Annotated in this window: 11 protein-coding genes; 4 read left to right on the forward strand and 7 right to left on the reverse strand. The window is 59.6% G+C overall.

Going from position 1 to position 12555, the window contains the following annotated elements:
• Positions 1–122: 122 nt before the first annotated feature.
• On the reverse strand, positions 123–2408 hold the full coding sequence (locus GQ59_RS28280; protein WP_037087791.1) for an FdhF/YdeP family oxidoreductase: 2286 nt from the start codon (positions 2406–2408) through the stop codon (positions 123–125).
• A gap of 156 nt (positions 2409–2564) precedes the next feature.
• Here GQ59_RS28280 and GQ59_RS28285 point away from each other — a divergent pair, with 156 nt between their 5' ends.
• Together GQ59_RS28285 and GQ59_RS28290 are read left to right on the forward strand one after the other, a co-directional pair.
• The gene (locus GQ59_RS28285) at positions 2565–3785 is read left to right on the forward strand and encodes an MFS transporter (RefSeq protein ID WP_037087794.1); all 1221 of its coding nucleotides are present in this window, start codon (positions 2565–2567) and stop codon (positions 3783–3785) included.
• A gap of 10 nt (positions 3786–3795) precedes the next feature.
• Complete coding sequence (locus GQ59_RS28290) at positions 3796–4911, forward strand: FAD binding domain-containing protein (RefSeq protein WP_037087797.1); 1116 nt, start codon at positions 3796–3798, stop codon at positions 4909–4911.
• A gap of 91 nt (positions 4912–5002) precedes the next feature.
• On the opposite strand, the gene GQ59_RS28295 is transcribed toward GQ59_RS28290, so the two are convergent.
• The 5 genes from GQ59_RS28295 to GQ59_RS28310 form a co-directional block, all read right to left on the reverse strand.
• Positions 5003–6676 carry an FAD-dependent oxidoreductase gene (locus GQ59_RS28295; RefSeq protein WP_037087798.1) on the reverse strand — a complete coding sequence of 558 codons (1674 nt, stop codon included), beginning with the start codon at positions 6674–6676 and terminating at the stop codon, positions 5003–5005.
• A gap of 55 nt (positions 6677–6731) precedes the next feature.
• Positions 6732–7037: a UBP-type zinc finger domain-containing protein gene (locus GQ59_RS31460; protein ID WP_084683322.1), complete on the reverse strand. Its 306-nt coding sequence runs from the start codon at positions 7035–7037 to the stop codon at positions 6732–6734.
• A gap of 24 nt (positions 7038–7061) precedes the next feature.
• Positions 7062–7451, reverse strand: coding sequence for a response regulator transcription factor (locus GQ59_RS28300; protein WP_051904247.1), 390 nt, complete (start codon positions 7449–7451; stop codon positions 7062–7064).
• 72 nt (positions 7452–7523) lie between these two features.
• A complete protein-coding gene (locus tag GQ59_RS28305; protein WP_037087800.1) occupies positions 7524–8165 on the reverse strand; it encodes a response regulator transcription factor in 642 nt (213 codons plus the stop codon).
• A complete protein-coding gene (locus GQ59_RS28310; protein ID WP_037087802.1) occupies positions 8158–9735 on the reverse strand; it encodes a sensor histidine kinase in 1578 nt (525 codons plus the stop codon). The genes GQ59_RS28305 and GQ59_RS28310 overlap by 8 nt, the downstream gene beginning before the upstream one ends.
• A 372-nt stretch (positions 9736–10107) precedes the next feature.
• On the opposite strand from GQ59_RS28310, the gene GQ59_RS28315 reads away from it, so the two are divergent.
• Together GQ59_RS28315 and GQ59_RS28320 are read left to right on the forward strand one after the other, a co-directional pair.
• Entirely contained in the window at positions 10108–10623 is a 516-nt protein-coding gene (locus GQ59_RS28315) for a Dps family protein (protein WP_037087804.1), read from the forward strand.
• Between the two features lie 70 nt (positions 10624–10693).
• Positions 10694–11665, forward strand: a complete 972-nt coding sequence (locus tag GQ59_RS28320) for an alpha/beta fold hydrolase (protein WP_037087807.1) — start codon at positions 10694–10696, stop codon at positions 11663–11665.
• A 165-nt stretch (positions 11666–11830) separates the two neighbouring features.
• Here GQ59_RS28320 and GQ59_RS28325 read toward each other — a convergent pair whose 3' ends face one another.
• Positions 11831–12445: a cupin domain-containing protein gene (locus GQ59_RS28325; RefSeq protein WP_037087809.1), complete on the reverse strand. Its 615-nt coding sequence runs from the start codon at positions 12443–12445 to the stop codon at positions 11831–11833.
• Positions 12446–12555 lie beyond the last annotated feature (110 nt).

Raw genomic sequence — 12555 nt, forward strand, 5'->3', positions numbered from 1 at the left:
GAAGGGAGGGATATCAAAGGGCAGTCAGCTTCACCGGCCAACTCTACAAACGGAGATTGGAATGGGCCGCCATGTTGCTCCCATCGCCATACCAGCGGCCCCGATGAGGGGATCGAGATCGGTTACGCGGATCTACGTATCCGCACCGGAACGCCCTTGTAGGCCGGCGTCCCGGATTTCTTGTCATAGTCAGCCAGCGCAATGACCTGGTTCATCTCGGGATAGTATCCGGCCACCGAGCCAAAGGGGATGTCATAGGCAACGGCGGTAAATCCGCTGACGGTCCTGGCGCCACTGGCTGTGATGGCTTCGACGTCGATCAGGTCGCCGTCTCTCAAGCCACGTGTTGCGAGGTCCTTGTGGCTCATGAAGATGACGTCGCGGCGTCCGAAGACGCCGCGGTAGCGATCGTCGAGGCCATAGATGGTGGTGTTGTACTGGTCGTGACTGCGCAAGGTGGTCAGAACGAGGGCATCGGGGTCCCGCAAGCGTGCATCCTCATCCAGGTCGGGCGCCATGAGAAATTCGGCCTTGCCGGACGGCGTATTCCATACCCGGTTCGACGCCGCGACCGTGAGGCGGAAGCCGCCGGGCGTCTTCACGCGCCTGTTGAAATCATGAAAATCGGGAAAGACCATCTCGATCTTGTCACGGATCCGATCGTAGTCACCCGCCATGCCCTCCCAGTCTATGCCGTACCGGTCGCCTAGCGTAGCTTTGGCCATGCCGGCAATGATGGACGGTTCCGAGCGCAACTGGTCGCTGGGCGGCTTCAGGAAGCCGCGCGAGGCATGCACCATCGACATCGAGTCCTCGACGGTGACCGATTGGCGGCCTGATGCCTGAATGTCCAAATCCGTCCGGCCCAGAACCGGCAGGATGATCGACGTTTGTGCCAACAGCAAATGCGAACGATTGAGCTTCGTGGCGAGATGGACGGCCAGGTCGAGCTTTCGCATGCCCGCGAATGTCGCTTCCGGATCCGACATGGCGACAGCGAGATTGCCGCCGAGACAGACAAGCGCTTTCGACCTGCCGTCGATAATGGCTTCGACGGCCTCCACGGCATTGTGCCCCTTTTCCGAAGGCGGTCGAAAACCGAAGGCTCTTTCCATTCCGTCGAGAAGCGCGACATTCGGAATTTCCGTGATGCCGACCGTCCGGTCGCCCTGCACGTTGGAATGGCCGCGCAATGGGCATATGCCGGCGCCCGGCCGGCCTATATTGCCGCGCAGCAACAGGAAGTTGGCGAGTTGCTGGACATTTGCTGTGCCATTGGCATGCTGGGTAATCCCCATTCCATAACAGAGGATGACATTCTTCGCCTTGAGATAGACATCGACGGCGCTATCCAGCGCTTCCAGCGACAGGCCTGATTTTTCGACGATTTCAGACCATTCCGTCCGCTCGATATCGGCCTTCAGTTCATCTAGGCCAATGGTGTGGGTCTCGATGAATTCGCGGTCGAGCACGCCCGGCCCCCCTGCGGCGATATCGGCCGCGTCGCGTTCGAAGATACGCTTCATCAGGCCCTTGAGCGCGGCGAGATCGCCGCCGGTACGAACCTGGTGATAGGCGGACGCAATCTTGGTCGACGACATCGTCGTCATCTCGATCGGATCCTGCGGTGCGGCGAACCGCTCCAGTGCGCGCTCCTTGAGCGGATTGAAGACCACGATGGGCACTCCCCGGCGTGACGCGTCGTGAAGCGTGGTCATCATGCGCGGATGGTTGGTACCGGGATTGTGTCCGAACGAGAAGATCGCGTCGGCATGATCAAAATCATCCAGCGTCACCGTGCCCTTGCCAACCCCGATCGACAGGGGCAGGCCGACGCTGGTGGCCTCATGGCACATGTTGGAACAGTCGGGGAAATTGTTGGTGCCATAGGCACGCACGAACAATTGGAACAGGAATGCCGCCTCGTTCGAGGCCCTGCCGGACGTGTAGAATTCCGCCATGTGAGGGCTGGGCAAGCTGTTCAGCCCTGCGGCGATGCGGGCGAATGCAGCGTCCCATTCGATCGGTATATAGCGATCGCTGGCCTGGTCATAGATCAGGGGATGGGTCAGCCGGCCTTGGTCTTCAAGGCTATGGTCGGACCAACTCCAGAGGTCCGTGACGGTATGGGCGGCAAAGAAATCCGGACCGACCCGCTTGGCCGTCGATTCCCAGGTGATCGCTTTGGCACCATTTTCGCAGAACTCGAAGGAACTTGTATGCTTCGGATCGGGCCAGGCGCAACCGGGGCAATCGAACCCCTCCGGCTGGTTTGCCTTCAGGAGTGTAACAGCACCCTCTGCGATGATCTGTTGATGAGCAAGGGTTTTGGCCACGGCCTTCAGTGCACCCCAACCGCCCGCGGGGGCAGTGTAACGCTCGATCCCATCCGGCCGCTTCTCGCTCATCGCAAACTCCCTTCACCGTGTTTCTACAGATCTAGCATCGAGCCCATCGATGCGAACCTAGACCGATGTATAGGTCCGGTTAGACGTCCATTGGATGTGCGTGCAATGCCATTGGACATAGCTTGCTCTGATCTAGATTGGCGATGGAGCAGGATTATGGAAAAGACCGAACAGATGCAGGGCAGGGCGGCAAGCGCCACCCGAAATGATGCGATCGGACAAGCCGCGCTGCTGGCGGTGGCCGTCGCTAGCGGCATTGCAGTCGCGAACATCTATTACAATCAGCCGATGCTCGGCCTTATCGAGGCGGATTTCAGTCAGCAACCGATCACCGGCATGGTGCCGACGGCGACGCAGCTCGGCTATGCGCTGGGCCTTTTTCTCTTATTACCGCTCGGCGACCTCGTTAATCGGCGCCGCATGATCATCGGGCAGTTCCTGGTGCTGGCAGCCGCTCTCGCGCTTGCCGCACTGGCACCGACCGCTTGGATGTTGGTGGCAGCATCGGTCATCGTCGGCGCGTGTTCCACTGTCGCCCAGCAGATCGTGCCCTTTGCCGCATCGTTGGCAGCGCCGGAAAAGCGCGGCGCCACGATCGGCACAGTCATGGCGGGTGTTCTGTCAGGCATATTGTTCAGCCGCACCCTCTCGGGCTTCGTTGGCGAACATGCTGGCTGGCGGGAGATGTTCTGGATCGGAGTGCCGCTGGCGCTGCTTGCCGCCGGCCTCATGTATGCGATGCTTCCGCATCACCAGCCAACATCGACCTTGCGCTATCATCAGGCACTCCAGTCTCTGAGCCAGCTCTGGAAACGCCACCCGGCGTTGAGGGCCGCGACCATCATTCAGGCATTGCTGTTTGCTTCGTTCACAGCGTTCTGGACAATCCTGGCACTCTATCTCGCCGGGCCGAAGTTCCAGCTCGGTGCGGATGTCGCAGGTCTGTTCGGCATCGTCGGTGCGGTCGGCATCTTTGCAGCGCCGCTGGCAGGCAGGGTCGCCGACACGCGTGGGCCGCATTTCGTGGTCTGGATGGGCGCGGGCCTCACGATCCTTGCCTGGCTGATCTTCGGCGTCTGGGCATCAATCGCTCCCCTGGTCGTCGGCGTCATCGTGCTCGATTTCGGCATACAGAGCGCACTCATCTCCAACCAGCACATCATCTATGCGCTTGAAGCCGATGCGCGCAGCCGACTCAATACCGTTTTTATGACCGGTATGTTCCTCGGCGGCGCCGCGGGTTCGGCGATGGCGACGTTCGCTTGGGGACAGGGTGGCTGGCCCTTCGTCAGCCTTCTTGGCGCGGCCCTTGGCATCGCAGCGTTCGCCATCAAGTTTGTTCATCATCGCCGCCATCCGGCGGTTGTCGGGCACTGAGGTCAGGACGATGAACAAGCTACTTATCAGAATCGTCGGCGGTTCGCTCGCCGGCCTCTTCGCTGGCATCATGCTACAGCAGGCTGGCCACGATGTTCGCATCTACGAGCGATCAAGGAACGGTCTGGCCGGGCGGGGAGCGGGCCTTGTCGGTCAGAGCGATCTGCTTCGCATTCTCAGGCTGATCGGTTGCGAGCATGTGGCACGCATCGGCGTGGTGGCAAAGGAACGCATCTATCTCGATCAGGACGGCAGTATTGCCCAGACCGTCAGTATGCCCCAGACACAAATCTCCTGGGATGTCCTGTTCGAAACCGTCGCGTCGCGTATCGCGCCCGAAACCTATTTCTTGGGCCGGGACGTCGTCGATGTGATGGACGGCGAGAGCGGTGCGGAACTGATTTTTGGTGACGGGACGCGAGAGACAGCCGATCTCGTGATCGGCGCCGATGGCCTCGGTTCCGTGGTGCGTGGTGCGGTCAATGCAAAGGACAGTCAGAATCGCTATTCCGGCTATGTTGCTTGGCGCGGGTTGATCCCGGAAACCAGTCTGCCCTCTGCCGCCGCGCTGCTTCTCGACCGGTTTGCGTTCCATGTCCGGCCGGGCGTACACGCTCTCGGCTATCTTGTCCCCGGTTCGAAAGGAGAGATGAGCAGGGGCAGCCGTCGCTACAATTGGGTCTGGTACCGCAAGGTGCAGCCAAGCGACCTTGCCGGCACGTTCACCGATCTCAGCAGGCGGAGGCACACGTTTTCGCTGCCGCGTGGCGGCTTGTCTAGCGACCGTCTGGAAACTTTTCGCGCCGATGCCAGGCAGATGCTTCCGCCGCAATTCGCGCTGGCGGTGGAAGCGGAGCCAAGCCCGTCGATACAAGGTATTTTCGACTACGAGGCACCCCGTATGATTGGCCGATCCATCGTTCTGATCGGTGACGCCGCCTTCGTCGCGCGGCCGCACACCGCGATGGGCGTGTCGAAAGCAGCCGGCGATGTCATGGCGTTGAGCAACTGCCTCGCATCCGAGACTGATCTTCCTACCGCCCTGCAGCGGTTCGAGCATGATCGCATCGTCGTTGGCAGGGAAATCGTGGCCTACGGCCGCCAGCTTGGTGCGTCGGCAATTTGAACTGGCTGTCTCTCACATTCCGCGCAAAACAACGGTCTTGACCCGCCGGCATCTGCCGGCGGGTCGTTTGATTTTAGGAAGTCCGAATGCTTCAATTCAGGGTCTTCATCAGGCTGAGCGCGGCGTGGATCTGGGAGACGACGGCAGCACCTTCACCGACTGCGGCCGCCACCCGCTTGGTCGATCCGGCCCGGACATCACCGATGGCAAAGACGTTTGGCAGGCTGGTTTCCAGCGGTAAAGGCTGGCGAGTGAAACTGCACAGCGCATCGAAGGATTGTCCGGTGACGATGAAGCCCTTCTCATCGGTATGGACGCGGTCGCTGATCCAGCCGGCATTCGGATCTGCTCCGATGAAAAGGAAAAGGTGGTGAATGGACAGCAGTTTTTCGCTGTTATCCAGCCGATTGCGCAGCGTGGCAGATTTCAGGCCGCCCGCGGAATCGCCTTCGACTGCATCCACTTCGCAGGGCATGTGCAGTTCGACATTGGGGAAAGCCTTGATGCGGTCAATCAGATATTGCGACATCGTATCTTCAAGCGCGCGCCGGACGACGAGATGGAGTTTCTTGACCTGAGGTGCGAGAAAAACGATCGCCTGACCCGCAGAATTGCCGCCGCCAACCAGCGCTATCTCTTCACCGGCGCAGAGTTTCGCCTCTATTGGAGAAGCCCAATAGGAGATGCCATTGCCCTCCAAGCTCTCGATGTTGGCGATTCCCGGACGCCGGTAGTGCGCACCGGAGGCAATGACGATCGTTCGCGACGTCACGGCCTTTCCACCTGCGAGCTCCAGCGTCAGCACACCGGCATCGCGCTCGGGCGCGACCAGACTGTCGACCGCGACCGGCAGGACCAATTCGGCGCCGAATTTCAGTGCCTGGTTATAGGCGCGGCCGGCCAGCGCCTGGCCGGATATGCCGGTTGGGAAGCCGAGATAGTTTTCGATCCGCGATGAGGCGCCGGCCTGCCCTCCCACCGAACGTTCGTCGATGACAATGACGTCAAGCCCTTCGGAGGCGGCATAGACGGCGGTGGCAAGGCCCGCCGGTCCAGCGCCGACAACGGCAACGTCATAGAGCTTTCCAGGCATGAGGTCCGGCGTCATGCCGAGGCATGCCGCTGCTTCCGCGTCGGTCGGGTTCTTCAGCACGGTACCATTGGGGCAGACCATCAGAGGAAGCTCTGTGACAAGGATGCCCAAGCGTTCGATCAGAGCACGGCCTTCGCCTTCGCTGGCAGAATCGAGCACGATATAGGGAAAGGCGCTGCGGGCAAGAAACCCTTGCAGGCGTGACAGCGCCGCATTTCCCGGAGCCCCGATCAGAACAGAACCCGCGCCGGAATCGATCAGGCCAACGCGACGCAGGATAAAAGCCCGCATGATAATCTCGCCGACATCCGCCGAGCCGATCACCAGGGCGCGAAGATGAGCTGCGTCGAACGCAACCGCGGTGCAGCCGTCGGGGCCGGCCCGTGCACCAGCCAGTGTCGGGCGGCCCGAAAGTTGATTGACTTCGCCCGACAGTTGACCGGCGCCATGGGTGGTGATCGGCGCCTCATGCGACAGGCCTTCATGGCGAAAGACATCCATCGATCCTTCAAGCACCAGCCAGGCAGGTGCCGCGTGATCGCCGACCCTGTAGATAAATTCCCCGGCTTCGAAATGCTGTGGCTCGCCACTGGCAAAACGTTTGGCCGTCTCGACCTGACGGGGGCTCAGCTCCGGAAACATCTGGTGTTGTCTTGCGCTGAGATCCGCCATCATTTTTCTCCTGGCTTGAAACGTGACGAAAATGGCGTTGCCGATCCTGGATGGTCTAGTAATAGCGAGGTAGGGGGCCACGCTGCGGGGTCTGGTCCGGCAGTTCGACCATGGTCTCGTCGACAAAACACCATCCCCAGCCTTCCGGCGGATCGTAACCTTCTATGATCGGATGCTGCGTGGCATGGAAATGTGCGGTGGCGTGACGACCGGGAGATTGGTCGCAGCACCTGACATGGCCACACTCACGGCACAGCCTGAGATGAAACCAGGCCTGTCCGGTCTCCAGGCACTCCTCGCAGCCGAGCGTTTGGGGGCGAACCGTGCGTATCGTCGATGTGTGCGAACAACCGTGCGACATGGATTTAATCCTCGTTGGCGTGGATCAGCGCTTCAGCGCCCGTTCGAGACACTGGACCAATTGGCTGAAATTCACGGGTTTGCCGAGAAAGGCAAAAGCGCCGCCACTCATCGCCGCCGTCCTTGTTTTGTTGTCGCTATAAGACGTCATGAAGATCATCGGGGGCTTCCGCGTATCTTGTTCGTTCAGCACAGCCTGCAACTCGATCCCCGTGAGGCCGGGCATTTTGACATCCACGAGCATGCAATCGATCGAGGCGCGATCCTCCGCAGCAAGATAGTCTTCCGCGGACGTGAACAGCCGGCTCTGATAGCCGCAGGACAAAATGAGGTCGTCAAGGGCTTCGCGGATCGACCGATCATCGTCGACGATAGCTATGACTGGTGTTTTGTACAATTTCTCTGGCCTTGCCATGTTAGATCTAGAGCCCGGTATATGCTCCTTCGAGACCGGTTGTTGTACCATACAAGGGTCTAGGTTTTTCACCTAAAGCCCAAGCAGCTCGGCCTTGCGGACCAGATCCGCTACCGAGCGTGCCTCCATCTTGCGCATGACATTGCCGCGATGCAGTTTGACGGTGATCTCGCTGATGCCAAGGTTGAAGGCGATCTGCTTGTTCATCAGGCCCTGCACCACGGCCGCCATGACCTCGTGCTCGCGACGGGTCAATGTCTTCGCGAGTTCGGAAACGGCGCCATTGGCCGCAGATTGTTGGCGCAGGTCCCGGTCTTTCTGGAAGGCTACGGCCACAGCATCGAGGATATCCTGGTCCCGGAACGGTTTTGCCAGAAAATCCACCGCGCCGGCTTTCATCGCCCGCACGGTCATCGGTATGTCGCCATGGCCGGTCATGAAGATGACCGGCATCTGGTTCCCGAGTTTTTCGAGATGAAGCTGGAAGTCCAGGCCATTGGCGCCCGGCAGTCTTACGTCGAGCAGGATGCAGCCCGGCCGCTTGAGGTCGGCATTATCAAGCAGGTCCTGAGCGCTTTCGAAGGCCTCTGCTTCCGTTCGCACCGACAGAAAAAGATCGACAAGCGCCTCCCGGATCGAAGGATCGTCATCCACGACGTAGACGACAGGCGTATCGGGGCTCGTGGTTTTGGCGGGCTTTCTGGCATCATTCATGGATAGCCTCCATCGGCACGATCATTTCGAACAGCGCGCCGCCTTCTGTGTGATTACTGGCTGTCAGGGAGCCGCCACGGGCTTCGAGCATACCGCGGCAGATGGCAAGGCCCATGCCAAGGCCGGTTTCTTTGGTGGTGCAAAACGGCTTGAACAGCTTTTCCAGAATGTCGGCGCTCAGGCCAGGACCACTGTCACGAACACTGACCCGAACGCCCTGACCATCTGCCGTCGTGATCGATACCGAAATCCGTCGAAGCTCCTCCGGCGTCGCGGCCATGGCCTGAATGGCATTGGTGATCAGGTTGATCAACACCTGCTGCAGCTCGATGCGGACCGCACTCACGTTGTTTATCCCGGGAGCCTCGCTGGTTTCGAATGCGATCCTGTTCCTAGAAAGCTCGCCGTCCATCAAAGCTTGTGTCTCGCTGACGAGGTCTGCCAGTGACACTGGCTCGAGGACCGGGGTGCGCTCGCTCAACAACGACCGGGTGCTCTGGATGATGTCGCTGGCGCGCTGGCTATCGCGCACGATGCGCTCGGCGGAGCGGGAAACAGCCATCAGATCCGGCGGGTCGCGGTCGAGCCAACGCTGGAGGGTTTGTGCATTGACGACAAGGGCGCCGAGCGGCTGGTTAAGTTCATGAGCGAGCGATGCAGACAGGGCGCCGACGGTGGCTGCTCGCGACGCGAGTGCGAGGTCGGCCTGTGCCTCGAACAGCGCCTTCTGGGCCAGCTCGCGCTCGGTGATGTCGAACATACCGACAATGACGCGGTTAAAGTTGGCCACGTCCACCGGAAAGCCCACAGTCAGCAGCACCAACTTGTTCGTCCCGTCGCTGGTGACGACCGTGCCCTTTCCCTCGAAATAGCTTTGGTTTTCGAAGATCGCTACCATCAGATCAAGAAACGTGGCGTCGTCCTGCGCAATGTAGCGGCGCGTCGAGCCATCATTCTGCGCACTGACATTGCCGAGAAGCTCCAACGCTGCGGCATTGGCAGCGACTGTCGGTATGCGTTCGATGCAATCGGCGATGAAGTCCGGATTGTCCCGCGCATGAGCACGCAGATCGACGACCCCCTGCGTCTTCAGTTTCGTCAACAACGCGCGCACCTCGGAGTAGTCCCGCTCCCAAAGGGCGACGCGGCTCTGCTCGAAAATCGTCCGGTAGCGTTCTTCGCTACTCTTCAAGGCGACGTTGGATTTTAAAAGATCATGACGCGCACGATGGTTCCTTATGATCAGCGCACAGGTAATCAATATGGCAGCGACGGCCACGGCCAGGCGCAAAATTGCGGCAAGGTCGGCGTCGGTGCCGTGGGCCGCCGCGTAAGATAGTGTTGAAAGACCAACACAGACCGCCGTCAGCAGCAACGTTCCCTTTTCCGTCAGCGTTTCCGCCGACAGAAGGAGCGTGATGACATAGAGCGTCGCGAGCGCGCTGTGAATGTCGGTGAACGTATCGAGATAGAAGACCGTTAACGCCAGAGCGAATGCGAACGACAGAATGCCGATTTCGTAGCGTGCCGATAGCCGTCGTTTCGGGTTCACAAGTTCAAGCGAAGGCATGCAGGTTCCCACCTGGATATCGATCTTGGCATCAAGCCATCCCGCTGGAGAAAACGCAATTCCAAAATCCGCTATTCGCGTGTGAACTCAATCTGATAGGCGGCAAAAAAAAGACCACCCCAGGGCAGCTGGGATGGTCTCTATCGGATCGCGACATCCGCTGGTTCAGGGAGGGGCGGTTGAACCGTCAGGGCTTGGGTGCCCAGCATGTCTTCTTGGGAGGAGGTTGAAGACATTCGATATCTAACTTCAGCAGGAGCGCTTCGAAACTATACGAAGGTGTGGGTTCGACTAGCCAAGCATTGGATGTTGCGGGCGCGGGGCCCGGTCTAAAAAGTCTCCAGCAGCCCGCTCAACCCATTGGAGACCATCATGGACCGCACACTCGCTGAAAAACACCGCAAGTCCCCGCTTGCAACACCGACAGCGCTTGGCACAAACGCGACTGCCGATATATCCGGCGCACTGACGGCGCTTCTTGCCGATGTCTTCGCCCTCTACCTCAAGACCAAGAATTTCCATTGGCACATGAGCGGGCCGCATTTCCGTGACTATCACCTGATGCTCGACGAGCAAGGCGAGCAGATCTTTGCGATGACGGACGATATTGCTGAACGAGCCCGCAAAATCGGCGGCACGACCGTCCGTTCGATCGGTCATATTTCCAGGCTGCAGCGCCTGCTCGACAACGATGCTGATTTCGTGACCCCGGCAGACATGCTGGCTGAACTTCGCGAAGACAATCTCACGCTGGTTTCACTGATGAAGGAAACCCACAATCTCTGTGACGAGCATGGCGATATTGCAACCGCCAGCCTGATCGAAAACTGGGTGGATGAAGCCGAACGCCGTGCCTGGTTCCTGTTCGAGAGCAGCCGCGACGAGTAAGCGCAACAGCGCGTCAACGGCTAAGCCGGTCGATGTTGGTTCGGCCGGCTCGAGATCTCGGAGACCTCTCATGACCAGCGAATTTTCCCTTACCCGTCGGCAGGTTCTACTGACCGGCACCACGATTTCATTGGCTCTGGCCATCCCGGCCTTGGCTTCTGAAAAGAAAATCTCCAAACATCAGCAAGGAATTGAACCAATGACCCATAGTTACGTGACCACCAAAGACGGTGTTGAGATCTTCTATAAGGACTGGGGTCCGAAGGACGCCCAACCCATTGTATTCCACCACGGTTGGCCTTTGTCATCCGACGACTGGGATGCACAGATGCTGTTCTTTGTCGGCAAGGGCTACCGCGTCGTCGCACATGATCGCCGCGGCCATGGCCGCTCGTCTCAGGTGAGCGACGGTCACGACATGGATCATTACGCCGCCGATGCCTCCGCCGTGGCCGAGCACCTCAACCTGCGCAACGCCGTCCACATCGGACATTCCACAGGCGGCGGCGAAGTTGCTCGTTACGTCGCCAAATATGGTCAGCCGCAGGGCCGCGTCGCCAAGGCCATTCTTGTCAGCGCCGTTCCGCCGCTGATGGTCAAGACCGCAGCCAATCCTGATGGCACACCGATCGAAGTATTCGATGGTTTCCGTAACGCACTCGCAGCCAATCGCGCTCAGTTCTTCCTCGATGTTGCGTCCGGCCCATTTTATGGCTTCAACCGGGAAGGCGCGAAGGTCTCGCAAGGGGTGATCGACAATTGGTGGCGCCAGGGGATGATGGGCAGCGCCAAAGCTCATTATGACGGCATCAAGGCCTTTTCGGAGACCGACCAGACAGAAGACCTTAAGGCGATCACCGTGCCGACGCTGGTCACGCAGGGCGATGACGACCAGATCGTTCCCTACAAAGACGCCGTGGAACTCCAGGCCAAGCTGCTGAAGAACAGCACCCTGAAAATCTACAAGGGCTTCCCGCACGGAATGCTGACCACGCATGCTGACGTGATCAACCCGGACCTGTTGGCGTTCATTAAGGCTTAAAGCAGCCTTCGGCAGTTGCGAGTATGGTGGCCGCCAACCTGCCATACTCGCAACAATTTCTGCATGGCGTATTTGGTGCGGGTGTCCCAGTGATCGGTTACGGCCCGACTACGCGCAATCAAGCACCTGGATCGACAGGCCCGGGCTGCTTTCCGGGCGGTGACGTCAGGCGGCAAACGCTTGCTCGTCCTCGATTGCCCGTCGTTCGGCCTTGCTGGCCGGCTTGACGGCCAGGCGGTAGCCCATCAGGCGGGCGAGCGGCGCCAGCGTCGCATACATAGCCTTCTGCAGCCAGACCGGCGGACCAGAGATATACAGGTGGTCCGGGAAGGCATTGAGCCCCAGCGCGATCGGCAGCAGCTTCACCGAACCGTCCGATTTGAAATAATCCGGGTACTCCGAGGTCCAGCGGGCGATGTTCAGGAAGAACCGCAGGTGCTGCTGGGCGGTGACGAAGGTTACCGTCAGGTGGGTGTCGCCGTCGAAAGCGTTTCGGAAGAAATGGCTGGCGCCCTTCGGCACTGTGATCGACTGGCCCTCGGTCGCGAAATATTCCTTGCCGTCGATCATCACCATGACGCAGCCGCTGTTGACGGTGAAGATCTCGTCGGTGCCAGGATGGATATGGGCGATGGCATTGCCGCCACCGGAGCCACCCTTGCCAAGCACGACATCCATGCGGCTGGATATCCCGCCTTCATAGGGATGAGTGAAGACGAAGGTCTCACTGTTAAAATGATTGACGATACGGGTATCGGCAGGCACAAGCGCTCCGCGCATGGCGTTTCTCCTTACATTCTGTGCTGATGTGGCGTGTTTTGGCCCGCAAACGCGTTTCGCAGGCAATGAAAGCCGTGTAGATTATCCGCGTTTCTGCTTCAAACACCGTT

This window comes from Neorhizobium vignae (assembly GCF_000732195.1).
Taxonomy (GTDB): Bacteria; Pseudomonadota; Alphaproteobacteria; order Rhizobiales; family Rhizobiaceae; genus Neorhizobium; species Neorhizobium vignae.